General features: G+C 66.6%; 21 protein-coding genes and 1 tRNA gene. 10 read left to right on the top strand and 12 right to left on the bottom strand.

Annotated elements, in window-relative coordinates:
- Positions 1-30: 30 nt before the first annotated feature.
- The gene (locus UC32_RS12990) at positions 31-1050 is read right to left on the bottom strand and encodes a hypothetical protein (RefSeq protein ID WP_045731631.1); all 1020 of its coding nucleotides are present in this window, start codon (positions 1048-1050) and stop codon (positions 31-33) included.
- A gap of 176 nt (positions 1051-1226) precedes the next feature.
- Between UC32_RS12990 and pepN the strand changes: the two genes are divergently transcribed.
- Positions 1227-3779, top strand: coding sequence for an aminopeptidase N (pepN, locus tag UC32_RS12985; protein ID WP_045731630.1), 2553 nt, complete (start codon positions 1227-1229; stop codon positions 3777-3779).
- 18 nt (positions 3780-3797) lie between these two features.
- Positions 3798-4271, top strand: coding sequence for an OsmC family protein (locus tag UC32_RS12980; protein WP_045731629.1), 474 nt, complete (start codon positions 3798-3800; stop codon positions 4269-4271).
- Here UC32_RS12980 and UC32_RS12975 read toward each other — a convergent pair.
- Entirely contained in the window at positions 4268-5284 is a 1017-nt protein-coding gene (locus UC32_RS12975; RefSeq protein WP_045731628.1) for an NAD-dependent epimerase/dehydratase family protein, read from the bottom strand. The two genes, UC32_RS12980 and UC32_RS12975, sit on opposite strands and share 4 nt — an antisense overlap.
- A 66-nt stretch (positions 5285-5350) precedes the next feature.
- On the opposite strand from UC32_RS12975, the gene UC32_RS12970 reads away from it, so the two are divergent.
- Together UC32_RS12970 and UC32_RS12965 are read left to right on the top strand one after the other, a co-directional pair.
- On the top strand, positions 5351-6037 hold the full coding sequence (locus tag UC32_RS12970) for a mechanosensitive ion channel family protein (RefSeq protein ID WP_045731627.1): 687 nt from the start codon (positions 5351-5353) through the stop codon (positions 6035-6037).
- Between the two features lie 2 nt (positions 6038-6039).
- Positions 6040-6489: a globin gene (locus UC32_RS12965; RefSeq protein ID WP_045731626.1), complete on the top strand. Its 450-nt coding sequence runs from the start codon at positions 6040-6042 to the stop codon at positions 6487-6489.
- Between the two features lie 4 nt (positions 6490-6493).
- Here UC32_RS12965 and UC32_RS12960 read toward each other — a convergent pair whose 3' ends face one another.
- Positions 6494-7153, bottom strand: coding sequence for a hypothetical protein (locus UC32_RS12960; protein WP_045731625.1), 660 nt, complete (start codon positions 7151-7153; stop codon positions 6494-6496).
- 63 nt (positions 7154-7216) lie between these two features.
- On the opposite strand from UC32_RS12960, the gene UC32_RS12955 reads away from it, so the two are divergent.
- Positions 7217-8197, top strand: a complete 981-nt coding sequence (locus UC32_RS12955) for an acyl-CoA thioesterase (RefSeq protein ID WP_045731624.1) — start codon at positions 7217-7219, stop codon at positions 8195-8197.
- A 123-nt stretch (positions 8198-8320) separates the two neighbouring features.
- On the opposite strand, the gene ettA is transcribed toward UC32_RS12955, so the two are convergent.
- The 3 genes from ettA to UC32_RS12940 all read right to left on the bottom strand — a co-directional run bounded on the left by ettA (position 8321) and on the right by UC32_RS12940 (position 11363).
- Positions 8321-10003, bottom strand: a complete 1683-nt coding sequence (gene ettA, locus UC32_RS12950; RefSeq protein WP_015937356.1) for an energy-dependent translational throttle protein EttA — start codon at positions 10001-10003, stop codon at positions 8321-8323.
- Positions 10004-10064: 61 nt separating this feature from the next.
- Positions 10065-10484, bottom strand: a complete 420-nt coding sequence (locus UC32_RS12945; protein WP_045731623.1) for a DUF6993 domain-containing protein — start codon at positions 10482-10484, stop codon at positions 10065-10067.
- Between the two features lie 324 nt (positions 10485-10808).
- Complete coding sequence (locus UC32_RS12940) at positions 10809-11363, bottom strand: single-stranded DNA-binding protein (RefSeq protein WP_045731622.1); 555 nt, start codon at positions 11361-11363, stop codon at positions 10809-10811.
- Between the two features lie 207 nt (positions 11364-11570).
- On the opposite strand from UC32_RS12940, the gene UC32_RS12935 reads away from it, so the two are divergent.
- A tRNA-Arg gene (locus tag UC32_RS12935) sits at positions 11571-11643 on the top strand.
- Between the two features lie 117 nt (positions 11644-11760).
- Here the strand turns inward: UC32_RS12935 and UC32_RS20080 are convergent.
- Both UC32_RS20080 and UC32_RS12925 read right to left on the bottom strand, forming a co-directional pair.
- Entirely contained in the window at positions 11761-12795 is a 1035-nt protein-coding gene (locus UC32_RS20080) for a TM2 domain-containing protein (RefSeq protein WP_052690584.1), read from the bottom strand.
- A 165-nt stretch (positions 12796-12960) separates the two neighbouring features.
- Positions 12961-14136 (bottom strand): ROK family protein, encoded by a 1176-nt coding sequence (locus UC32_RS12925; protein ID WP_235423665.1) that lies wholly within the window; start codon positions 14134-14136, stop codon positions 12961-12963.
- Positions 14137-14333: 197 nt separating this feature from the next.
- Here UC32_RS12925 and xylA point away from each other — a divergent pair, with 197 nt between their 5' ends.
- Complete coding sequence (xylA, locus tag UC32_RS12920; RefSeq protein WP_045731620.1) at positions 14334-15521, top strand: xylose isomerase; 1188 nt, start codon at positions 14334-14336, stop codon at positions 15519-15521.
- 93 nt (positions 15522-15614) lie between these two features.
- The gene (xylB, locus tag UC32_RS12915; protein ID WP_045731619.1) at positions 15615-17033 is read left to right on the top strand and encodes a xylulokinase; all 1419 of its coding nucleotides are present in this window, start codon (positions 15615-15617) and stop codon (positions 17031-17033) included.
- A gap of 112 nt (positions 17034-17145) precedes the next feature.
- On the opposite strand, the gene UC32_RS12910 is transcribed toward xylB, so the two are convergent.
- From UC32_RS12910 to UC32_RS12900, 3 genes are read right to left on the bottom strand one after another with little or no spacing between them, the layout of a single operon-like run.
- The gene (locus UC32_RS12910) at positions 17146-17985 is read right to left on the bottom strand and encodes a sugar phosphate isomerase/epimerase family protein (RefSeq protein WP_045731618.1); all 840 of its coding nucleotides are present in this window, start codon (positions 17983-17985) and stop codon (positions 17146-17148) included.
- Complete coding sequence (locus tag UC32_RS12905) at positions 17982-19196, bottom strand: dihydrodipicolinate synthase family protein (protein WP_045731617.1); 1215 nt, start codon at positions 19194-19196, stop codon at positions 17982-17984. The genes UC32_RS12910 and UC32_RS12905 overlap by 4 nt, the downstream gene beginning before the upstream one ends.
- On the bottom strand, positions 19196-20365 hold the full coding sequence (locus UC32_RS12900; protein ID WP_015937364.1) for a Gfo/Idh/MocA family protein: 1170 nt from the start codon (positions 20363-20365) through the stop codon (positions 19196-19198). Before UC32_RS12900 ends, UC32_RS12905 begins: the two co-directional genes overlap by 1 nt.
- Before the next feature lie 170 nt (positions 20366-20535).
- Between UC32_RS12900 and UC32_RS12895 the strand changes: the two genes are divergently transcribed.
- Both UC32_RS12895 and UC32_RS12890 read left to right on the top strand, forming a co-directional pair.
- On the top strand, positions 20536-21624 hold the full coding sequence (locus UC32_RS12895) for a LacI family DNA-binding transcriptional regulator (RefSeq protein ID WP_045731616.1): 1089 nt from the start codon (positions 20536-20538) through the stop codon (positions 21622-21624).
- Positions 21624-22400, top strand: a complete 777-nt coding sequence (locus tag UC32_RS12890; RefSeq protein ID WP_045731615.1) for an alpha/beta hydrolase — start codon at positions 21624-21626, stop codon at positions 22398-22400. The genes UC32_RS12895 and UC32_RS12890 overlap by 1 nt, the downstream gene beginning before the upstream one ends.
- 62 nt (positions 22401-22462) lie before the next feature.
- Here UC32_RS12890 and UC32_RS12885 read toward each other — a convergent pair whose 3' ends face one another.
- Complete coding sequence (locus UC32_RS12885) at positions 22463-23362, bottom strand: aldose 1-epimerase family protein (protein ID WP_045731614.1); 900 nt, start codon at positions 23360-23362, stop codon at positions 22463-22465.
- Between the last annotated feature and the right edge of the window lie 88 nt (positions 23363-23450).

The raw sequence follows: 23450 nt of genomic DNA, 5'->3' as shown, positions 1-23450 counted from the left end.
CCGGCCCGGGAAACAACACGGACAAGGATACTAGGAGCCGGGGCCTTGCCCGCCGGATGACGGGCTGCCTCCCTTACGGGCCCTGGCGGCCACCCGGGTAAGGACGTCGGCAAGGCGCGCCGCCGATGCCTGGCTGCCGCCGCTAACGGCAAGGCGCCGGCCGTCGGTCTTGCTGACGACGACGGCGGGGCCGCTGCCAACGAGCATGGCGTCGGTGCCGCCGTGGTGCCGGTAGCCCCACCCGCCGTAGTCTGCTGCCTTCAGGTCTGCCGCGCTGGCGGCGGTGATGGATCCGGCCGGAACATCCATGACCGGGACGACGCCGGCCAGGAGGACCTTCAGCCCGTACCTGTCCGCCTTCACCCGGGCGAAGAGGAAGCCCGCTCCCACCACCGCGAGGAGCACCAGGAGGCCTCCGAGCCAGGGCAGTGCGATGGCGATGAGCGCAGCGGGAAACAGTGAGGCGATGCCGATCATGACGAAGACCGAGCTGCGCGCGTGCACCCACAACCGGACGGTGTCGGCCGTCAAGTCGGGGTCGGCTTCACGGATCAGGGCGCGCCGCAGCGCCCGGTCGTCGTCCACGGACCAGTGTTGGTCCGCTTTGTAGACCATGGCCAGGGTCACCCCCAGCGAAACCGCCGCCCCGCTCCCCAGCGCCAGGACTGTCAGGTCGACGTGCGAGTTGCGCGCATCGGTGACTCCTGCCTGGCCCACCAGGCCGGCAGCGAGCACGGTGGTCACGAAGAGACTCAGGAACAGCCCGACGCCCATCATGATCCGGCGCATTACGGCCGGTCTCCCCAGCGGCAGCGCCTGCGAGAGGACCAGCCAGCCCGAGGCGAGGATCAGGGCTGCTCCCCCGCCTGCATAGGCGCCGAACGGGGCGAAGGCGGCTCCGCCGTCGTCCGTCCACTGGATGGCGAGCGGCTCCGGAAGGTCACGCCGCAGCAGTGACGCGCAGAAGACGAAGGCACCGGCCAGGACCACGGGGAAGCCGATGGCGAAACGCAGCGCCTTCCGGTCCACCCTGTCCAGAATCTTTCCCATGGATTAACGCTACCCCCGCCCGCGGTTGCCCCCGGAGGGTCGGGAGCGAATGGTGTGGCCGAGACGTGACCTGCGCAACGTGCCAGGGGCCGGGCAGTGCGAGAATGATCAGAGCCGGAGCCGGCTACCGCCGGCGCCGCAGCAGCCCACGTCTTCTGGAGGTCTCCTTGCCAGGCATGAACCTGACGCGCGATGAAGCCCGCGCCCGCGCCGAACTGATAACCGTCGAGTCCTACGAGGTCAGCCTGGACCTGACCCGGGGCAGTGAAGTGTTCGGCAGCACCACGACGGTGAAATTCGGAGCCGCTGCCGGCGCTGAGACCTTTATCGACGCCGTGACGCACACGGTCCACAGCGTCACCCTGAATGGCCGGAGCCTGGACCCGGCCGCCGTGGCCGACGGCGTGCGGATCCAGCTGGCCGGCCTGCAGGAACACAATGAGCTCACAGTGGTGGCGGATGCCCCCTACATGAACACCGGTGAGGGCCTGCACCGTTTCGTTGACCCCGTGGACAGCGAGGTGTACCTGTACACGCAGTTCGAAGTGCCCGATTCCCGCAGGATGTTTGCCGTCTTCGAGCAGCCGGACCTCAAGGCGACGTTCGCCTTCACCGTCACGGCACCCTCGCACTGGGACGTCATCTCGAACTCCCCCACGCCCACACCCGCCGAGGCCTCCGCCTCCGGGGACGGCGGAGCCCGCTCGGTGTGGACTTTCGCTCCCACGCCCCGGCTGTCTTCCTACGTGACAGCCCTGATTGCGGGCCCCTACCAGTCGGTCCGCAGCGAGGTCACCAGCTCCGACGGGCGGGTCATCCCCCTCGGCGTTTTTGCCCGGAAGTCGCTGATGCAGTACCTGGATGCGGACAACATCTTCGAACTCACCCGGCAGGGCTTCGGCTTCTTCGAGGCGCAGTTCGGCTGCCCCTACCCGTTCGAAAAGTACGACCAGCTGTTCGTGCCGGAATTCAACGCCGGCGCCATGGAAAACGCAGGTGCCGTGACCATCCTGGAGGGCTACGTCTTCCGGAGCAAGGTGACGGGGGCGCAAATTGAACGGCGCGCCATCACGGTACTCCACGAGCTCGCGCACATGTGGTTCGGCGACCTGGTGACCATGCGGTGGTGGAACGATTTGTGGCTGAACGAGTCCTTCGCCGAGTACATGTCCCACCTGGCTGCTGTGGAGGCCACATCCTTTACCAGCGCGTGGACCACTTTCGCCTCGGTGGAGAAGTCCTGGGCCTACCGCCAGGACCAGCTGCCCACCACCCACCCGATTTTTGCCGAGATCAACGACCTGCAGGACGTTGAGGTGAACTTCGACGGCATCACCTACGCCAAGGGCGCCTCCGTCCTGCGGCAGTTGGTGGCCTGGGTGGGTCCGGAGCAGTTCATGGCGGGCGTCAGGGAGTACTTTGCCAAGCATTCCTGGGCCAACACCGAGCTGCGCGACCTGCTGGTGGAGCTCGAAAAGGCCAGCGGCAGGGACCTGGACAGCTGGGGCCGCCAGTGGCTGGAAACCGCGGGCGTGAACACGCTGGTCCCCGAGCTTGACGTGGATTCAGACGGAACGCTGCGGTCCTTTGCCATCCTGCAGTCCGCCGTGCCCGAGTGGCCCACCATCCGTCCACACCGGCTGGCAGTGGGCTTCTACAACCTGAATGCCGCCGGCAAGCTTGAACGCGTGCACCGTGAAGAACTGGACGTCGACGGCGAACGCACCACGGTCCCGGCCCTGGCCGGGCTCAAGCAGCCGGACCTCATCCTGGTCAACGACGACGACCTCGCCTACGCCAAGGTCCGCCTCGACCCGAAATCCCTGGCCACCGCCACAGCCCACCTGAAGGACTTCCGGGAAAGCCTGCCCCGCACGCTGGTCTGGAATTCGGCGTGGGACGCGGCGCGTGACGGCGAAACTCCGGCGCGTGCCTACGTGAAGCTGGTCCTCGCCAACGTCGCCGCAGAGACAGATTCCTCCGTCATCCTGGTGCAGCTGCGCCAGCTGGCCACCACGCTGAACTTCTACGTGGCCGAGGCACACCGCGAGGCCACTACGTCCGAGGCCGCGGACCGTCTCTGGGAGCTGGCCCAGGAAGTTGCCGGCGGTTCCGATGCGCAGCTCCAGTTCGTTAAGTCCTTTGCCCTGCTGGCCGGCAGCACCTCCCAGCTGGACCGGGTGGCCGGGCTCCTGGACGGGTCAGCCGTTTTGGAGGGGCTCACCGTGGACCAGGACCTGCGCTGGGAGCTGGTGGCTTCCCTGGTGGCCGGCGGCAGGCTCGGCCAGGAGGGGATCGACGCCGAGCTGGAGCGGGACAAGACTGCCAGCGGGCAGAACGCCGCGGCCCTGGCCACGGCGGCCATCCCCACCCCCAAGGCCAAAGCCGCCGCCTGGGAGTCGATCGTGGTCAAGGGCGATCTCTCCAATGCGTTGCAGGGTTCTGCTGTCGCCGGGTTCATGCGGGTGCTGGACCGGTCTCTGCTGGAACCATACGCGGAGAAGTATTTCGCCGCCGTCCCGGGCATCGTGGCCACCCGCACGCACGCACTTGCCCAGCAGATCGTCGTCGGGCTCTACCCGGCGCTGCTGACCAGCCAGGCCACGGTGGACCGCACGGACGCATTCCTGGCGTCCCTCCCCCCGGAGAGCGCCGCACTCCGCCGCATGATGCTGGAAAACCGCGACGGCGTGGCCCGGGCCCTGCGCGCCCGCGCCGCGGACGCCTGACAGGAAGGGACCGCAGCCATGGGCCTGCACGAACACAAGTACGCGCTGACCGTCCAGTGGACGGGTAACCGCGGTGAGGGGACGTCGTCCTACCGCGGCTACTCGCGGGACCACGACGTCGCCATTCCGGGCCTGCCGGTCTTGAAAGGCTCGGCGGACCCCACCTTCCACGGCGACCGTGAGCGGTACAACCCGGAGCAACTGCTGCTTGCCGCACTGGCGCAATGCCACATGCTCTCCTACCTCCACGTCGCGGTGAAGCATGGCGTAGTGGTCACGGATTACCGGGATGATGCCACCGGGGAGCTGGTGCTGAATCGGGACGGGAGCGGCCAGTTCCAGAGCGTTACCCTGCATCCACGGGTTACCGTGGCGGACCCGGGGCAGGTGGAACTGGCGGCGTCACTGCATCATGAGGCGAACCAGGTCTGCTTCATTGCCCGCAGCGTCAACTTCCCGGTAGGCCACGAACCCGTCACGGAGGTAGCCTAGGGGACCTTGCCGGCGCTGGCCTGCCCTCCCACCCGGAGCAGGCGGGCCAGCCTGGTTTCGGTCTCCGGTGCCAGCCCGGCATTGCGCGGCCGGTTCAGGCCCCGGGCGCGCTCATCCCGCAGGACGTCAGCAATGGTTTCCCGCCAGGGGCGCAGCACCATACCCGCTGCTTTAGCCGCCTGGTTGCTGCGGGCCATGAAACCGTCGTGGCCGGGTGGAAGCCACAACGGCAGCGAATCCGGCCCCGACCAGTACGCGATGCCTTGACCCGCGAGCCACTCAGGCGGGGCATCCAGGATAGGCCCGGTGTGGCCTGCGGCCTCCCGTGATGCCGCCACGTACGCGGAGAAGGGCACCTGATTCCCCAAAGCGTTCAAGGCGCCGGTAATTCCCAGTCCGGCAGCTTTGAGGATCCATGCCGCGAGGTCCCGGACGTCGATGACCTGGGTGGGTGCGGTGTTGATGTCCGGGACCACCACCGGCGTGTTGTCCCGGGCGAAGCGGGCGGGCCAGTAGCCGTAGCGGTCGGAGCCGTCGCCCGGACCGGCGATAAGGCCCGCACGGACAATATGGGCCTTGCCACCGGCTATCTCCGCGGTGGCCGATTCAATGGCTGATTTGGACTCGCCGTAGGTTTCCGGCGTCGAGGCCTCCCCGTCGGTCAGCGGCTGCAGCAGTGCCGCCTCCTCCGCGGCGCCGGGGACCGAATGGTCCGCATAGACCGAACAGCTGGACACCAGGGTCCAGTGGGCACTTCGTGCGGCGAGGCTTTCCAGCGCGTCGCGTGCCAGGGCCGGATCGCGTGCCACCTCGATCACGGCATCCCATTCCCCCGCCGCGTCGTCGTAGGCGTTCGCGCCCAGTGAACGGTCTGCCTGCAGCCACACCGCACCCTCGGGCGGCCGTCCGGATGTGCCCCTGGCAAGGCAGGTTACGCGCTGGCCTGCGGCTATGGCCTGGCGGGCGATTTCTGCTGACAGGAAGGCGGTTCCGCCCAGGACGAGGATGCGCATTGCTCCACGCTACGGCGCTAGGGTTGAAGGTGAACAGAGCCAAGTTTCAAGGAGTATTTCCCGCATATGGTCAGCATGTTGTCAGTTCTTCCGTCCGCCACCACCGATCCGGACGGCATCAGCATTACCGGGATTGTGATCAGCCTGGGTGTGGGCGTCGCCGTCTGGCTGGTGGCGACGTTCGTCATTTCGCGCATCACCTCACGTGTGGCAGCCGGGAGCAACTTCTTCAAGAAGCGCACCTTCAAATGGGTGGCTCCGGCACTGCGGGCGCTCGACCACGAGCGGCGGGTACAGCGGGCGGAAACCATCGGTTCGCTGCTGAACAGCGTTGTGGGCGTACTGGTGGTGGTCATCACCGGCATGTACGTGCTGCAGAACCTGGACATCAATATTGCACCGCTGCTGACCAGCGTGGGCATCCTGGGTGTGGCCATCGGCTTCGGAGCGCAGCAGCTGATCCGCGATTTCCTGGCCGGAATCTTCATCACCATTGAAGACCAGTTCGGCATCGGCGACGTCATTGAAACCAGTGAGGTGGTGGGAGTGGTGGAATCCATGGGCCTGCGCATCACCCGGGTCCGGTCCGACGACGGCGCCATCTGGTACCTGCGCAACGGTGAGATCCTGCGGGTGGGCAACCGTTCGCAGGGCCGTTACGTGCCGCTGCATGAAGGGCCCACCGGCACCACCGACCAGAGCTCCGACCACAGTGCCGAGAACACGAAGACCGAGCAGAAAGCCGGAGAGTAGCCATGAGCCTCCCCATTGAGCCGCAGCGGCCGCAGCTGATGCAGAACGACCCCTTCAGCCAGCCGGCCTACACCGACAGCTTTTACGACGCAGTGGGCGGCCACGACACGTTCGTCAAACTGATCGATGTGTTTTACGACGGCGTCGCCACCGATCCTCTGCTGCGCCCCATGTACCCGGAAGAGGACCTCGGGCCTGCCAAGCGGCGCTTCCTCATGTTCCTGGAGCAGTACTGGGGCGGGCCCACCACGTACGGTGAGGAACGCGGCCACCCCCGGCTCCGGATGCGGCACATGCCGTTCAAGGTGACGCCTGAGGCAAAGGACCGCTGGCTGTTCCACATGCGTGCGGCAGTGGACGCGCTGGAACTGCCGCCACTCTACGAGGGCACGCTGTGGGAGTACATGGAGCGCGCGGCGCTTTCCATGATCAACAGTCCGTCGGGCGGGTAACGGGCTAGAGAAGTCCGCTGCCGGTCCGGGCCAGGACGTGGCCGCGGCTGCCGGAGAGGCGGAACCAGCGGCCTGCCCGGTAAAGCTTCTGGTCGCCGTCGGCGAGGAAGCCCAGGGCCAGGGCGGCAAACGCAGCACCGGCCGGCAGCCCGGTGGAGTCCAGTTCCCGGCCCCACACCGCTGCGCGGGCGTTGTTCACCATCAGTGCTCCGGGATTGTTGGGCACGGCGCCGGCCACCTCGCCAATGCCGGCCTCCGCGGCGGACTTAAGCTCCGCGTCAGCAACTGAACCCAGCAGCTCCCAACCACCCCGGGGGGCACCCACGCCCGTCCACGATTCGGTGACGGTGGTGGGCGGAACCGGCAGTTCGACGTCGTCCGCGCCTGCCCGGGCCAGCCGGTCCAGGACCGCTGCCAGCGGCACGGTGACATCGGTTTCCGACGGCGCGGCCAGCTCCATGGTGCGCAAGCCAAGGATGGTGGGGGTGGCTTCGCCCAGGGTCCGCGGCCGCAGCACGCAGACGTAGGCTGCCAACACGGAACCGGCAGCCTGCAGCCGGATCGCGCCGTCGTCAATCGCTTTGGCGCGGGTCGCAAAGGTCTTCAGGTCGGCAAGATCCCGCGGGTCGGCGAAGCGGAAGGACGAAGTAAGAAGATCAGACACACCTAGAACACTACCGGCTGCGCCTTGTTTGAGCGGTGCCGGGGGTCCGTCTAGAGTCAGACCATGACTGAAGCCGAAGCCGGAATCCTGGCTCTTCCCGGCGGCGACCCCACGTCGTCGCTCATCAAACTCCTGGACCTGGGCGAGCTGGAAGGCGCGCGGACGGACGAAGATATCTTCCTTGGCCCGTCCCAGCAGCAGCCGCACCACAGGGTGTTCGGCGGGCAGGTGCTGGCACAGTCGCTCGTCGCGGCCACGAGGACGGTGGAGGAGGACCGCGCCGTCCACTCCATGCACGGGTACTTCCTCCGGCCCGGCGACGCCAACAAGCCCATTACGTTTGGTGTCCAGCGGCTCCGGGACGGCCGGTCATTCTCCGCCCGGCGGGTCCACGCCTACCAGGAAGGCACGCCCATCCTGTCGATGATCGCGTCCTTCCAGACTGAGGATGAAGGCATCGAGCACGAGTCGGCGATGCCGGCCGGAATCCCCGACCCCGAGACCCTTCCCACCACGGCAGACCTGCTGGGGAAGTTCGACCACCCCGTGGCACGGCACTGGGCCTACGAGCGGCCGTTCGACATCCGGCATGTCAATCCCCCGCTCTATGTTTCGGCGTCGGGCGGGAAAGAGGCCACCAACGCCGTATGGATGAAGACTTTCGGCCCCATGCCGGACAACCCGAACCTGCACCGTGCTGCCCTTGCCTACGCCAGCGACTACACGCTGCTGGAATCCATCCTGCGGCGCCACGGCCTCAGCTGGATTACGCCAGGCATGAACGTGGCCAGCCTGGACCACGCCATGTGGTGGCACCGCCCGGCCCGCGTGGACGAGTGGCTGCTCTACGTTCAGGAATCACCGAGTGCCCAGTCAGCCCGGGGCCTGGCGACAGGAAAGATCTTCAACCGGGCCGGCCAGCACGTTGCGTCCGTCGCCCAGGAGGGCATGGTCCGCGTGCCCTCGGACCTGAAAAGCAAGGTAGCGGGGGCCGTCCAGTCCAAGATGCTGGAGCACCAGCTCCGTAAGGCCGGCCGGGCTTAGGGCCTGGCAGCCCGGCTTTTCGCCCCTTGGGGGCTTCACCGCATGGCAGAGGCCGGCGCAGGTGGACCATAGTCCACCCGCGCCGGCCTCTTTGTGCCCGGGGCCGCGGCCCCGGCGCATGACTTAGTCGCGGGTCAGGCGGCGGTGCGTCACGCGGTGGGGCTTGGCGGCATCGGGGCCGAGTCGCTCCACCTTGTTCTCCTCGTAGGACTCGAAGTTACCCTCGAACCAGTACCACTTCGACGGGTTTTCCTCGTCGCCTTCGTAAGCCAAGATGTGGGTGGCTACCCGGTCCAGGAACCAGCGGTCGTGCGAAACCACCACGGCGCAGCCGGGGAATTCGAGCAGTGCGTTCTCCAGGCTGCTGAGGGTTTCGACGTCGAGGTCGTTAGTGGGTTCGTCAAGGAGCAGCAGGTTGCCGCCCTGCTTGAGGGTCAGCGCCAGGTTCAGCCGGTTGCGCTCACCGCCGGAAAGCACGCCGGCCTTCTTCTGCTGGTCCGGGCCCTTGAAGCCGAATGCGGCGACGTAGGCGCGGGACGGCATTTCGACGTTGCCCACCTGGATGAAGTCCAGTCCGTCGGAAACGACCTCCCACAGCGTCTTGTTGGGATCGATGCCGCCACGGCTCTGGTCAGCGTAGGAGATCTTGACGGATTCGCCGATCTTCAGGTCGCCGCCGTCGAGCGGTTCCAGGCCCACGATGGTCTTGAACAGAGTGGTCTTGCCGACGCCGTTGGGCCCGATGACGCCAACGATGCCGTTGCGCGGCAGGGTGAAGGACAGTCCGTCGATGAGCGTCCGGTCCTCGAAACCCTTCTGGAGGTTCTTGGCTTCCAGGACAACGCCACCAAGGCGCGGTCCCGGCGGGATCTGAATCTCTTCGAAGTCCAGCTTGCGGGTCCGGTCGGCCTCGGCGGCCATCTCCTCGTAGCGGGCCAGACGGGCCTTTGACTTGGTCTGGCGGCCCTTGGCGTTGGAGCGGACCCACTCGAGTTCTTCGGAGAGTCGCTTGGCCTGCTTGGCGTCCTTCTTGCCCTGGACTTCCAGGCGGGCGCGCTTCTTTTCGAGATACGTGGAGTAGTTGCCCTCGTACGGGTACAGGTGGCCGCGGTCAACCTCGGCGATCCACTCGGCCACGTGATCCAGGAAGTACCGGTCGTGGGTCACGGCCAGCACTGCGCCGGGGTAGCTGGAGAGGTGCTGTTCGAGCCACAGAACGCTTTCGGCGTCGAGGTGGTTGGTGGGCTCGTCGAGCAGCAGCAGGTCCGGCTTCTGCAGCAGAAGCTTGCATAGTGCCACGCGGCGGCGTTCACCACCGGAGAGGTTGGTGACGTCGGCATCTGCCGGCGGGCAGCGGAGGGCATCCATGGCCTGTTCCAACTGGGAGTCGAGGTCCCAGGCATCTGCGGCGTCGATGGCTTCCTGGAGCTTGCCCATCTCTTCGAGGAGGGTGTCGTAGTCAGCGTCGGGGCTGGCCATTTCCTCGGAGATTTCGTTGAAGCGCTGGATCTTGCCGTAGATCTCGCCCACGCCTTCCTGGACGTTACCCAGAACGGTCTTCTCCTCATTCAAAGGCGGTTCCTGGAGCAGGATGCCCACGGTGTAGCCGGGGCTTAGCCGGGCCTCACCGTTCGAGGGGGTGTCCAGCCCGGCCATGATCTTCAGGATGGTGGACTTACCGGCCCCGTTCGGACCCACAACGCCGATCTTGGCGCCCGGGAAAAAAGACATGCTTACGTCATCAAGGATGAGTTTTTCGCCAACGGCTTTACGGGCCTTGGTCATTGTGTAGATAAATTCCGCCATGGTTCCAAATCTAGTGGGTTGGCGGGCATAACTCACATTTGCGTTGGAGGGGCCACCGGCCTCATGACCCCACGAAGCACTTGCCGCTCGCGAGAACGGGAAGGACCGTTACGGTGACGGACCCTTCGCGGACCTGGCCGATCACGCAATCCTTCCCCTGCAGCACGGCGGCTTCGATGGCATCAGCCTCCAGCCCTGTTGGTGTCCGGCTCTGCGATACCTGAAGCACTGCCGGGGCGATACCAGCCGCTGTCAGCACCTCGGTGACCTGTGCAGTGGCGGGTTTTGGCGTGCCCGCGGCCAACCCGGTAAGGCTCTGGGTAACGGTGCGTTTCATGGCTTCGGTGGCGGCCTTGTCCGTGTCAGAAGTGGTGGCCAGCGCCGGTCCGCTTTGCGTGGCCGCTGCTTCCGGCGAGGCGGAGGGCGGGGTGCTTCCTGCCTGCTGTTCCGCAGCCGGCTGGCTCTGTGCCTGCTGGTCCACGGCCGGGTTGTCCCCGCCGGAGACGGCTGGGGAAGGGCCACTAACGCACCCCGATAAAAGCAGCACCAACGCTGCTCCCGTTATTGCCGTGAGACGGGAGGTTCCAGAGTGCCGCATGGTGCCATTCTGCCATGTGCCAGGCCGCCGTAAGGGCGCGGCGAGGACATGGCGGTGTCCGACGGTCCACTGGCTGGTAGGGCTCGCCATATCCGGCTACGGGCTCCCGCTGCATGGCGGCGGCATGTGGCGGGCGGACGGAATGCAGCCGGGGGGTGCCGCGTTCCGCCCGCCCGGGACTGGCAGGACGCTGAACTCTGATGGGCCCTAGACTTCGGCGAGTTCCCCCGTTTCGAGGTCGAGGGAAGCGAGGTCGCCGTTACTATCCTCGATGACAACGGCCTGCTGGGCTTCGTCGTCGGGATGGTCGAAGTCGTCGTCTTCCGGCTCGCCCTGGGACGGGCCCATGGCTGACTGGGGGTCGTCGGGTACGGCGGGCGGCTCCACCAGTGACAGCGAGGGCCTGGACGAGGTGCGGGTGAAGTTTGCCGAGCCGAGGGAAAGGTCGTGGCCCACAGCATCGGCGTAGATGACTGTCGAATGGTAGACACGCCCGTCCTTCTCCCAGGTGCTGAGCTTCAGTTTCCCGACCACGATGACCGGCTGGCCCTTCCTGATGCTGCACCCGATGGTCCCGGCAAGTTGGCGGTAGCCGTGGACGGTAAACCAGTTGGTGTGCTCGTCCACCCAGGCCTTGGCGGACTCATCGAAGCGGCGCGAGGTAACCCCTACGCGGAAGGATGCTTTCGCGGTGCCCCGCCCGGTGGTGGAACTCGTTACATCCGTGGCCACGAAGCCACGGATGGTCATTAGGTCTTTCATCTTTCACGTCCTGTCTCAATGGTGGTGCCGTTGCAGGCAGTACCAGCATGGCGCCGCCAGACGGCAGGCAGGAAAGGCAAGTTGGGCTATGTGCATAAGGCACCGGCGCAGCCGGCTGTGGAGGGAGAGTCACCTGCCGATGACGGCACCGGGACCCGGGGCAGGGTAAACTTTTTGAGGCACTGGCCGAGAGGCCGGAGACCGGATGCCTCAGTAGCTCAGGGGATAGAGCAGCGGCCTTCTAATCCGCCGGTCGGGGGTTCGATTCCCTCCTGGGGCACCGAAAAGCGGTCCTGGCCTGCACCCGCAGGCCAGGACCGCTGTGCTTAACCAGCGGCAGGACTCCGGTCATGTGATTTCGTCCTTCTGAACGCTGGGGGCGGTGCTTCCCAGCCCACTAATCCCGCAGGTTCGCCGCGCTAAGCGAGACCACTCCTGCCTGCGGGACCGGGGCGGGGTCCACCGCCCAATCACCGTCGGAGATGATCTGGACATACCCCGGGGTGGTGAGCTTCACTGTGCCGGAGAATTTGCCCGTGGTTTCGACGGGGACTTCGGTGAGCTCAGCACCAAACCCCCACACAACAAAGCGGCCTTCACCGCCATTGGTGAGGGCGACCTCGGTTCCCTCGGTATCGAGATACAACACGGCATCACCGCGGCCTTCGACGCGGCCATCCCATGCCGTGATGTCTGACAGATCCCGCACCGTCAGGGACCAGTTACCAGCCGCCGTTACCTCGAATTCATCAGTGACGGATCCATCGAAAATGTCGATTAGGTGTTCCCCGAGATATGGTCCGTTGGCATCAACCAGAGCGCCATCAAGTCCGTTGGCCCGCAGCACTGTGCTGCCGGTGCAGTCGTCGCACCGGAAGGTCACCACAGCCGGCAGCCCGTCAAGCTCCAGGGTGGTCACGCGGTCTGACCCGAAACCTGTTACGGTCTGGGTGGCCACCGTGGTGAACTGGCCCATCGGGCCATGGGTCGGCACAGGCGGCGACACCAAGGCGGACTCAGCATGCGCGCTGCCAGGTGCCGGCGTTGCAGATGCGTGCAGGGCTGCAACAAAGAAGATCACCCCTGCAACCGCTGCGGCAACGAAGTTCAGAACGACAACGACACCGGTAACCACAAACGCGGGTACCTTATGGCGCCCGTAGCCGCGAACGGGAAGCCCGAGAGCGTCGGTTTGCCTGTTCGCCAGCACCAGGACAAGGTCCACCAGCGTCCAGACCCCAAATCCGCCCAGGGTGAGCAGCTTTGCTGTCGCCGTGCCGGTCCGGCCGAGGTAGAACCGGTCCGCGCCCACGCCACCCAGGAACAGGGCAAAGAGCCACGTGGCGACGAAGGACCTGCTGCTGACAATTGGAGCTGAGCCATACTCCTGTACTGCGTGCGCGGAGACGTACTCCGACTGATTCTGATGCATCGATCCGTGTTCTTTCCGGCGCCACCGCCCGCCCCAAAACGTTGACGTGGAGACCCACACCAAGTGGATAATACATTCCCGAAATCAGTCGAGGGCCAGCACGGGCGCAACTGTCGCTTCCGTGTCCCCCGGCCGCCCCGTGGGGATCCTTGCCCCGGATCAGTCCTACCTCTGCAGCAAGTGGGGCGCATCCACCAGTGAGCGCAGGACACTTCCTGCGGCGCCCAGGAGCGCGCCCTCCTCACCCACTGCGGAGGTGACAACATGCTCAGCGGCCAGCTTTCCTGGCGCGTAGGTGGAAAGGCTCCGCAGCAGCGGCGCGTGCATCCACTGATCAAGGACGGCAAAGTGTCCGCCGAGCACCACCGATCCGATGTCCACCACCCGCGCGGCTGATGCCAGGGCAACGCCCAAATAGGTGCCCGCACGTTCGACGGCGGATATCGCCCGGGCGTCCCCAGCGGCGAGCGCTGCAACGAGTCTGCCCATGGCGGCGGAGCGGCTCTCGCCGACACTCTGCACGCCCGCGGCAGCAAATATCGCATCCTGGCCGGCAACTGTTTCCAGGCAGCCCGTCCCGCCGCACGAGCAACTCTTTCCTCCCGGGTCCACCACCACGTGTCCTACCTCGCCTGCGTGGCCGGCGGCCCCAGTGAAGAGTTCGCCGCCCAGGACCAGGCCGCCACCAACGCCCACTTCACCGGAGACGAACAGGAAGTCGGCGTCGTTGCCGGGCCTGTGCCGGAGTTCAGCCAAAGCTGCAGCATTGGCTTCATTGAACAGTGCGGTGGCCAGCGGCACTTCCGGAAGTAAGGCAGCAAGGTCAAGTTCGACGTCGGTCCACCCCAGGTTCGGGGCGGTCAGGATGCCCGCCCCTCCGGGGCCCACCAGCCCGGGCACGGCGAGGCCGCCACCGAGGATTTCCACGCCCCGCTCCCCCGCGTCACTTCGCGCTTTGGCCGCCAGGACAGCCAGCGCCTCAAGGACGGTTTCCGGCTGGCTTTCCCGGTTGTCGCGTTCCCGGACCTCCAGGAACACGACACTCCCGGACAAATCCATCACACCGGCGGCTATGTAGTCGACGTTGATTTCCATACCCATCACGGCCCGCATGGTGTTCAGGTCCAGGCCCACCCCGGGCCGGCCGCGTTCCCCCCGCGCGTTGAGTCCGACTTCGCGCACCAGGCCTGCATCGAGAAGGTCCATCACCATGCTGGAGACCGATGCCTTGGTCAGGCCGGTGGCGGCAGAAACCTGGGCCCGGGTGGGAAATGCGCCCCGGGGCGCACCCGCGATGGCACCGAGGACCAGGGACAGGTTGCTCCTGCGCACATCGCCCATGCTCCCCGGGGCCGCTGGCCCGTGGGGAGGCGGAGCCGGAACAGGCAACCTCATGGCACTCCTCGCTGCGGATCCCGCCCTAGAAAACTGGTGGTCCGCAACGCCGGACCCTTGACCCCAGCCTACGTCCGGACATAAAGTTCAGGCAATAAACTAAAGATCCGCACATCGCGGACCATCGATCGCAAGGACGCATCATGACTCTCTCGCCCAGCCCTGCCGACAAGTTCACCTTTGGCCTTTGGACGGTGGGCTGGACCGGCGCCGACCCGTTCGGCGTGGCCACCCGTGCGGCCCTCGACCCGGTGGAAGCCGTCCATAAGCTGGCGGACCTCGGCGCTTACGGCATCACCTTCCACGACAACGATCTGGTTCCCTTCGATGCTCCCGCCTCCGAGCGCGAACTGATCCTCAAGAACTTCCGCGCGGCTCTGGCTGACACAGGCCTCAAGGTCCCCATGGTCACCACCAACCTGTTCAGCCACCCGGTGTTCAAGGACGGCGGCTTTACCTCCAACGACCGTTCCATCCGCCGTTTCGCACTGTCCAAGGTCCTGCGCAACATCGACCTTGCTGCCGAACTCGGAGCCGAAACGTTCGTCATGTGGGGCGGCCGCGAAGGCAGCGAATACGACGGCTCCAAGGACCTGGCAGCCGCACTGGACCGCATGAAGGAAGGCGTGGACACTGCCGCCGGCTACATCAAGGAGAAGGGCTACAACCTCCGCATCGCCCTCGAACCCAAGCCCAACGAACCCCGCGGCGACATCTTCCTGCCCACGGTGGGCCACGGCCTGGCCTTCATCGCCCAGCTGGAACACGGCGACATTGTGGGCCTGAACCCGGAGACCGGGCACGAGCAGATGGCAGGCCTGAACTTTACCCACGGCATCGCCCAGGCGCTGTGGGCCGGCAAGCTCTTCCACATAGACCTCAACGGCCAGCGTGGCATCAAGTACGACCAGGACCTGGTGTTCGGCCACGGCGACCTGACCAGCGCTTTCTTCACCGTCGACCTGCTCGAGAACGGCTTTCCGGGCGGAGGCCCAACCTATGACGGCCCCCGCCACTTCGACTACAAGCCCTCCCGTACCGACGGCTATGACGGCGTCTGGGAATCCGCCAAGGCAAACATGGCCATGTACCTGCTGCTGAAGGAACGAGCCCTGGCCTTCCGCGCCGATCCCCAGGTTCAGGAAGCGCTCAAAGCCTCCGGCGTCTTCGAACTCGGTGAGTCCACCCTGGGCGCAGGAGAAAGCACCGCCGACCTGCTCGCGGACGCCGCATCCTTTGAAGACTTCGACGCCGACAAGGCCGCCGAACGCTCCTTCGCCTTCGTCCGGCTCAACCAGCTCGCCATCGAGCACCTCCTCAACGCCCGCTAACTCCCAGCCGCCTTTCTAAAATAGTCAGCCGCTGTCGCCGCCCCCATGTCATGTGCGGGTGGCGACGGCGTTTCTCCAGAAAAGAAGCATTCCATGCCATTAGTTGCCGGAATAGACAGCTCCACACAGTCCTGCAAAGTGGTGATCCGCGACGCGGACACCGGTGCACTGATCCGCCAAGGACGGGCATCGCACCCCGACGGCACTGAGATTCACCCGGACCACTGGTGGACTGCCCTGCAGGAGGCCATCGGCCAGGCGGACGGGCTCGACGACGTCGCTGCCATCTCGGTAGGCGGCCAGCAGCACGGCATGGTCTGCCTGGACAGCGGTGGCGAAGTGGTCCGGCCGGCGCTTCTCTGGAACGACACGCGAAGCGCCGGCGCCGCCGCGGACCTCATCAAAACGGCGGGCGACGGCGATGCTGCCGCCGGCGCCCGCTACTGGGCGCAGGCCACCGGGACAGTCCCGGTAGCGTCCCTGACGCTGACCAAGCTGCACTGGCTCAGGGAAAATGAGCCGGAGAACGCAGCCCGGGTTGCCGCAGTCTGCCTCCCCCACGACTGGCTGACCTGGCGCCTGGCCGGGTACGGGCCGGGGAGCGGCACGGAAGGGCTTGATGCGCTGGTGACGGACCGCTCCGACGCTTCAGGCACCGGGTACTACTCGACGGCGGAGGGCACATACCTTCCGGACGACCTGACCGCATCGCTCGGCCACGCACCAACACTGCCGCGGGTCCTTGGCCCGTTGGAGGCAGCGGGCCGGACGCCGGCCGGAAGCCTGCTCGCAGCAGGCGCGGGCGACAACGCGGCGGCCGCCCTCGGTGCCGGCGCCGCGCTGGGCGACGTCGTGATGTCGCTGGGCACCTCCGGCACCGTGTTCGCGGTGTCGGATACCCCGACGTCCGACGCCTCGGGACTCGTGGCCGGATTTGCCGACGCTGCGGGCCACTACCTGCCGCTGGTCTGCACGCTGAACGCCACCCGCGTCTTCGACGCCACCGCCGCGTTGCTTGGCGTCAACCTTGAAGAGTTCAACAACCTTGCCCTGTCCGCGGAACCGGGGGCCGGCGGCCTGACCCTGGTCCCCTACTTCGACGGTGAGCGCACCCCCAACCTGCCCGACGCAAGTGGTTCCCTGCACGGCATCACCCGGACTAACTACACGCCGGAGAACCTGGCGCGCGCCGCCGTCGAAGGGGTGATCTGCTCCCTCGCCGACGGACTGGCAGCTCTGGAGGACCAGGGAGTGGAAGCCAAGCGGATCCTCCTGGTGGGTGGCGGGGCCCAGTCAGCGGCCGTACAGCAAGCGGCGGCCCGGCTGCTGGGGCTCCCCGTGGCCGTCCCCAGTCCGGGCGAATACGTCGCCGATGGCGCTGCCCGCCAGGCCGTAGCGGCACTTACCGGACGCTTCCCGCAGTGGACGCGCGACGCCGTCGAACTCCCCGGGGAAACAGACGACGGCGGGGTGCTGGCCAGGTACCGGGAGCTCGCGTCCCGGTACCTCTGAACGGCAGGAAGCCGAAGGCCCGGACCGCAGGCGGTCCGGGCCTTCCGTATGTGGGACGCGGGCCCCTGCCGTGACGTAGCAGGGGCCCGCGGGTCTGGGCGGCTGTGCCGCGTCAGGCGTACGGGAGGACGAGCTCCGCGTAGCGGTCCTTCACCGTGGACAGGACGGTGTTGCCGTCCGTGTCCCAGATTTCCTGCCTGAAAATCTCCACCTCGATGTCACCGGTATAGCCGGCGTCGCGGACCCAGGTGCCGATGGTGGCGAAGTCCACCACACCGTCGCCCATGTACCCGCGCGACAGCAGCGGATCGGCTGCGATGGGCATGTTGAAGTCGCAGACCTGGTAGGAAGCGATGCGGTCTTCCCGGCCGGCGCGTTCAATCTGCGCTTTCAGTTCCGGATCCCACCAGACATGGAACGTGTCGACGGCGACGCCCACCGCCGAGGAGTCGAACGGCGCAGCGAGATCCAGGGCCTGGCCCAGGGTGGAGATGAGTGCGCGGTCCGCGGCGTACATGGGGTGCAGCGGTTCAAGCACCAGCCGGACGCCGTTTTCCTCGGCGAAGGGGACGAGGTCCGCCAGCCGGTCCGCCACACGCTGCCGCGCCGCCACTACGTCCTTCTCCCCCGGCGCCAGTCCGCCGACCACCAGGAAGAGTTCCCTGGTGTCCAGTGCCACGGCCTCCAGGATGGCTGCGCGGTTGTCGGCGAGCGCGGCCGCCTGCCCCTCGGCGTCGGCGGCGGTGAGGAACCCGCCGCGGCACAGCGAGGACACGCGCAGTCCGGCGTCCTTGATCAGCCGGGCAGCCTTGTCCAGCCCGGCCTCCTCGACGCGGTCACGCCACGGGCCGATGGCGGGAATGCCGGCGTTGACGCAACCCTCGACCACCTGGGCCAGTGACCATTTCTTAGTGGTGGCGCTGTTGATGGAGAGGCGCGAAAAGTCGCTCACACGCCCACCCCGTTGATCCGCAGGAAGTCGGACATCCGGAAGGCTGCCAGTGCAGGATCCCTCAGGAGGCCGGCCTGGTCCGCCAGTTCGAACGTGGTGGCCAGGTGCTGGACCGAGCGGCCCGAATGCAGGCCGCCCACCATCTGGAACCCGGGCTGCTTGCCGTTCAGCCAGGACATGAACGCGATGCCCGTCTTGTAGTAGAACGTGGGAGCACTGAAGATGTGCTTGCCCAGCTCCCGGGTGGAGTCCAGGATCTCCCGGGCCTTGGCGGCGTTTCCGGCGTCGTAGTTCTGCAAGGCCACGGAGGCGGCCGGGTAGATCGCCGCGAAGATGCCCAGCAGCGCGTCCGAGTGGTGCGTGCCGTCCCCGTCGATGAGCTCCGGGTAGTTGAAGTCATCGCCGGTGTAGAGGCGGACACCTTCAGGCAGGGCTGCGCGCAGGGCCACCTCGTGACTTGCATCGAGCAGGGAGACCTTGACGCCGTCGACCTTGTCCGCGTTGTCCTTGATGAGGCCCAGGAAGGTCTCGGTGGCGGTGGGAACGTGGTCCGAACCCCAGTACCCGGCGAGGGCGGGATCGAACATGGTGCCCAGCCAGTGCAGGATGACGGGCTGGTCCACCTCCTGCAGCAGGGTGGCGTACACGCGCAGGTAGTCCTCGGGACCGCTGGCAACCTTGGCCAGGGCACGGGATGCCATGAGGATCACCTTGGGACCGGCCTCGGAGATGACGGCGATCTGTTCGCGGTAAGCCTCAAGGACAGCCTTGAGTCCGGCGTTGCCCGCGGGCAGGGAGTCGATGTCCAGCTGGTCGGTGCCTGCGCCGCAGGACACGAGGTCACGGACGGACTTGCCCGCCGTGGCCGCATTGTTCGCTGCAACCACGGACGCCGCCTCGACGCCGGTGCGCTTGATCAGCTGCTGGGTGGCTGCCCAGTCAAGGCCCATGCCCCGCTGCGCGGTGTCCATGGCATCGGCCACGCCGAGGCCGTAGGACCACAGTTCGTGCCGGTAGGCCATCGTGGCATCCCAGTCGAGGCGTGCCGGGGCACCTGGGGTGTTGTCGGCAAGGACCTCGGGGATGACGTGGGCTGCGGCGTACGCGCGCCGCGCCGTGAGGGGCGCCGAGGGGCGGGCCCACGTGGTGCCGCCCTGCAGGCGGTATTCCCTAGTGCCGCCGTCGTGGGAGGGAAGGATGAGGGATGTCATTAGAGCGTGATCTCCGGGATGTCGATGGTGCGGCGTTCGTCATTGGACTGCAGGCCGAGCTCTGCAAGCTGGACACCCCGGGCTGCAGAGAGCAGGCCGAAGCGGTGCTCCCGGCCAGCGACGACGTCGCGCAGGAATTCCTCCCACTGCAGCTTGAAGCCGTTGTCCAGCTCGGCGTTTGCCGGAACTTCCTGCCACTGGTCGCGGAAGGATTCGGTGACGGGCAGGTCGGGGTTCCAGACGGGCTTGGGGGTGTGGGCACGCTGCTGGGCAACACACTTGTTGAGCCCTGCCACAGCGGATCCGTGGGTGCCGTCGATCTGGAATTCCACCAGCTCGTCGCGGTAGACGCGGACGGCCCAGGACGAGTTGATCTGGCCCACCACTGCGTCTCCAGCGGGGGTCTCAAGCTCGAAGATTCCGTAGGAGGCGTCGTCAGCCGTTGCCTTGTATTCCTTGCCGGCCTCGTCCCAACGGGCGGGGATGTGCGTGGCGGTCTTGGCGCTGACACTCTTGACCTTGCCGATAATGCCTTCGAGGACATAGTTCCAGTGGCAGAACATGTCCGTGGTCATTCCGCCGCCGTCTTCCTTGCGGTAGTTCCAGGACGGGCGCTGGGCAGCCTGGACGTCACCTTCGAACACCCAGTAGCCGAACTCGCCGCGGATGGAGAGGATGCGGCCAAAGAAGCCTTCGTCCACCAGGCGGCGGAGCTTGACCAGGCCCGGGAGGTACAGCTTGTCGTGGACGACGCCTGCGGTGACGCCTGCTTCCTTACCGATGCGGGCCAGCTCGATGGCCTCTTCCAGGGTTTCCGCGGTGGGCTTCTCGGTGAAGATGTGCTTGCCGGCCAGCATGGCCTTCTTCAGGGTGGCGGCACGCAGGCTGGTCATGGAGGCGTCGAAGATGACGTCAACGGTGGGATCGTTGATGACCGAGTCCAGGTCGGTGGTCCATTCGGCGACCTTGTGCTTCTCGGCCAGTTCACGGATCTTGGCCTCGTTGCGTCCCACCAGGATGGGCTCGACCTGGACGCGGGTGCCGTCTTCCAGGGTGAAGCCGCCGGCGTCACGGATCGGCAGGATGGAACGCAGCAGGTGCTGGCGGTAACCCATGCGGCCGGTAATGCCGTTCATGGCGATGCGGATCGTCTTTGTTTCGAAGCCCATGTGTCCTCCACGGTGAGTGAGCAAGTTTTACTCAAGCCTGATTGGGAAAGCGCATTCCCACTTGTTCCATCATGCACCGCCGCCAACAGACTTGGCAAGCGCTTTCCGGAAGAACTTTCAACTGCCATAATGTGGTGACCGTTATCTTCCCCCGACGTGCAGGAGTTGCTGTGGCCGCTAGTACCCTTACCGAGGTGGCCCGGCTTGCCGGGGTGTCTCCCGCCACCGCCTCCCGCGTCCTCAACGGCTCTGCGCGCAAGCCCGGCAAAGACATCGCCGAGCGAGTCCGCCAGGCGGCAGACTCACTGGGCTACATTCCCAACGCGCAGGCGCAGGGACTGGCCAAGTCGAGTTCCGGCCTGATTGGCCTCATAGTCCACGACATCGCGGACCCTTACTTCGCGGCGATAGCCAGGGGCGTCCAGGAGGCTGCGCGCGAACAGCGCCGGATGGTGCTGCTGGCCACCACGGGCGGGGCACCCGGGGAAGAAAAGGAAGCCGTTGCCGCCTTCGCAGCGCGGCGCGCCGACTCGATCGTGATCGCGGGCTCGCGCTCGTCGCGGGCTGAAGACGGAGACCAGAACGCAGAACTGGCTGCGGAGCTGGACCGCTACTGCCGCAACGGAGGGCAGGTCGCTGTGGTGGGACACCCTGTAGTTGGCGCCGCCGCGCCGGAGGGCTACCACGTGGTCTCCGTCCCCAACCAGGAACTTGCCGCAAAGCTGGCAGTGGAACTGGCCGCGGGCTGGGACGGCGACTTCGTCATCATCGGCGGCCCGGAAGGGCTCTTCACCTCCGATGACCGGATCCGCGGCTTCCAGGAGGGGCTCAGCCGCGCAGGCCGCGGCCCCGCCGAGGTCCTGCGGAGCTCCTTTAACCGGTCCGGAGGATATGACGCCGGCCTCAAGCTGGCGGCGCGGATCAAGGCCGGCGGAACCGGCCAAAGCGGCCGCCCCGCAGGCAACGGGCTGGGTATTTTCGCTGTCAACGACGTCATGGCCATCGGGGCGGCGGCCGCGCTACGGACAGAAGGGCTGCGCATACCCCGCGACGCACGGATCGCAGGCTTCGATGACATCGAGACACTGCGCGATTTCAGGCCTGCACTTTCCACTGTCAGCCTGCCGCTGGAGGAAATCGGCCGGCTCGCCACCAGGGCCACTGCACCACCCACGGCCGACGGCGACGAACAGGATTACGCACCGCTTCCGGTGACCGGCAAAGTCATGCTGCGCCGCAGCACGGAGACCGCGGACTGATGGCGCCGAACGGCCTGACCTCAGTTCCTGCCCGTTGCCACGATGACGGGTTGCTGCCCGCCGTGCTGGTGCTGCCGGGCGGCGGATACGCGCACCAGGCCGACCATGAGGCCGAACCCGTAGCCGAATGGCTCGCATCGCTGGGTATCCACGCATTTGTCCTGCGTTACCGGGTAGCTCCGCACCGGCACCCCGCTCCCCTCGTGGACGCCAAGGAAGCCATGCTGTACATCCGCAGTGGAGCCCACGGCCTGTCGGTGGACCCGCAACGGATCGGGGTACTGGGGTTCTCGGCGGGAGGCCACCTCGCTGCAACCCTGTCGACGGCGGTTTCCACGGGCGTCCCTGCCCTCGATGTCCCCGGCTCCGTGCCTGACCTGGCAGTTCTGTGCTACCCCGTGGTGTCCCTGTCCCGGGATGTGCACCAGGGGTCAGTGGACAACCTTGTGGGCGACGCACCCTCACCGGAACTGCTGTCTGCTCTTTCCGCAGACCGGCAGGTGACCCCTCAGACCCCGCCGGCGTTCCTGTGGCACACAGCCGACGACGCGGCGGTTCCCGTCAGCCACAGCCTGGGCTACGCGCAGGCGCTTTTCGACTCCGGCGTGCCTGCGGAACTCCATGTCTTCCCCCACGGCCGGCACGGCATCGGCCTCGCGGCCGGGGCACCGGGCGCTGAACAGTGGCCGGCTCTTTGCGCGGCCTGGCTGGAGCGCGCCGGCTGGACGTACGCCGCTCAGCCGGCCGCGCCCGCACCGGTGGCAGCCGCGCCCTGACCGGTTAGCGGGACCCCCGGTGCCCGGCAGCTGAAGCATCTGCTTTCAGGATGCCAGCCCTGTCAGCATGCCCGGATGGTCCACGAGCCCGAATGCGTGCCACCCGGCTGCAGATGGATCAGGTCGGGGCCCGAATTGAAAGCGTCCGGCGGACAGGTCATGGGTTCCACGGCCAGCCCCAGACGGTCTGGGCCCACAGGTTTATCGGCCGTGTGGACCTGGACCCATGGCCACTCCGGACCCCATTCGAGTTCGACGCCGGTCCCCGCCGGATCGTGCACCCTGACGCAGGCCATTCCGCTGGAATTCCGGGTTAAGCCAGTGAAGGCGTGGTCGATCCTTACGGCGCCCAGCCGGCGCGGGTTGCGGAAGTCGAAGGAGTGGTCTTCCACGGTCCGCATCCCGACAGGCAGGAGCCGGTCCGGCGTAACGTCCAGGTACTCTGCGGCGGGGAGTTCCAGCTGCCAGGCATCCAGGGGCGAAGGGCCGGCCACGAGGTAAGGATGCGGGCACACGCCATAGGGCGCCGGGACCGTACCCGTATTCCGGGCGTGGACCGTAGAGCGCAGGCCGTTTTCGCTGAGCAAGTAGCGCACGGTCAGGGTCAGGCTCCCGGGATAGGCCGGGGAAGCTTCGATCCGGCAGGTGAGTGTCACCGATGACGGCCCGGCTTCTTCGACGTCCCAGCGCAGGTCAGTTACAAGGCCATGGAGGGCCGCTTTCCGCTCCGGCTCATTGACGGGCGCCGAGTATGACGTTCCGAGGTAGCTGTAAGTGCCGTCGGCCAGCCGGTTGGGCCAGGGTGCGCAAATGACTCCGCGGTAGTCCGGAATGCCGCCGTCAGGCCCGAAGCCCACCACCAGGTCGCGGTCCTGGTTCCGCAGGTTCCGCAGGGCGGCGCCCCGGGAGGTAACGGTGGCGGTGTAGGGGCCAAACGCGATCTGGCATTCCGTGCCGGTCATGGCGTACCTCTTTAGATTCGTTGTTAGCGCTCACTAGCCTAGCTCATCCGCCTGTTACATGCTCCTGCGGAGTCATGGGCTGCGGTGG

It is taken from the genome of Pseudarthrobacter chlorophenolicus (genome assembly GCF_000962805.1).
In the GTDB taxonomy this organism is placed as follows: Bacteria; Actinomycetota; Actinomycetes; order Actinomycetales; family Micrococcaceae; genus Arthrobacter; species Arthrobacter chlorophenolicus_A.
This window is presented reverse-complemented; position numbering and strand designations above follow the sequence as displayed.

What these genes read in the sequence shown, in the direction of transcription:
- UC32_RS12990 (WP_045731631.1), bottom strand. Translation starts at nt 1,050, where the DNA reads ATGGGAAAGATTCTGGACAGGGTGGACCGGAAGGCGCTGCGTTTCGCC.
- pepN (WP_045731630.1), top strand. Translation starts at nt 1,227, where the DNA reads ATGAACCTGACGCGCGATGAAGCCCGCGCCCGCGCCGAACTGATAACC.
- UC32_RS12980 (WP_045731629.1), top strand. Translation starts at nt 3,798, where the DNA reads ATGGGCCTGCACGAACACAAGTACGCGCTGACCGTCCAGTGGACGGGT.
- UC32_RS12975 (WP_045731628.1), bottom strand. Translation starts at nt 5,284, where the DNA reads ATGCGCATCCTCGTCCTGGGCGGAACCGCCTTCCTGTCAGCAGAAATC.
- UC32_RS12970 (WP_045731627.1), top strand. Translation starts at nt 5,351, where the DNA reads ATGGTCAGCATGTTGTCAGTTCTTCCGTCCGCCACCACCGATCCGGAC.
- UC32_RS12965 (WP_045731626.1), top strand. Translation starts at nt 6,040, where the DNA reads ATGAGCCTCCCCATTGAGCCGCAGCGGCCGCAGCTGATGCAGAACGAC.
- UC32_RS12955 (WP_045731624.1), top strand. Translation starts at nt 7,217, where the DNA reads ATGACTGAAGCCGAAGCCGGAATCCTGGCTCTTCCCGGCGGCGACCCC.
- ettA (WP_015937356.1), bottom strand. Translation starts at nt 10,003, where the DNA reads ATGGCGGAATTTATCTACACAATGACCAAGGCCCGTAAAGCCGTTGGC.
- UC32_RS12940 (WP_045731622.1), bottom strand. Translation starts at nt 11,363, where the DNA reads ATGAAAGACCTAATGACCATCCGTGGCTTCGTGGCCACGGATGTAACG.
- UC32_RS20080 (WP_052690584.1), bottom strand. Translation starts at nt 12,795, where the DNA reads ATGCATCAGAATCAGTCGGAGTACGTCTCCGCGCACGCAGTACAGGAG.
- UC32_RS12925 (WP_235423665.1), bottom strand. Translation starts at nt 14,136, where the DNA reads ATGGGCGATGTGCGCAGGAGCAACCTGTCCCTGGTCCTCGGTGCCATC.
- xylA (WP_045731620.1), top strand. Translation starts at nt 14,334, where the DNA reads ATGACTCTCTCGCCCAGCCCTGCCGACAAGTTCACCTTTGGCCTTTGG.
- xylB (WP_045731619.1), top strand. Translation starts at nt 15,615, where the DNA reads ATGCCATTAGTTGCCGGAATAGACAGCTCCACACAGTCCTGCAAAGTG.
- UC32_RS12905 (WP_045731617.1), bottom strand. Translation starts at nt 19,196, where the DNA reads ATGACATCCCTCATCCTTCCCTCCCACGACGGCGGCACTAGGGAATAC.
- UC32_RS12900 (WP_015937364.1), bottom strand. Translation starts at nt 20,365, where the DNA reads ATGGGCTTCGAAACAAAGACGATCCGCATCGCCATGAACGGCATTACC.
- UC32_RS12890 (WP_045731615.1), top strand. Translation starts at nt 21,624, where the DNA reads ATGGCGCCGAACGGCCTGACCTCAGTTCCTGCCCGTTGCCACGATGAC.
- UC32_RS12885 (WP_045731614.1), bottom strand. Translation starts at nt 23,362, where the DNA reads ATGACCGGCACGGAATGCCAGATCGCGTTTGGCCCCTACACCGCCACC.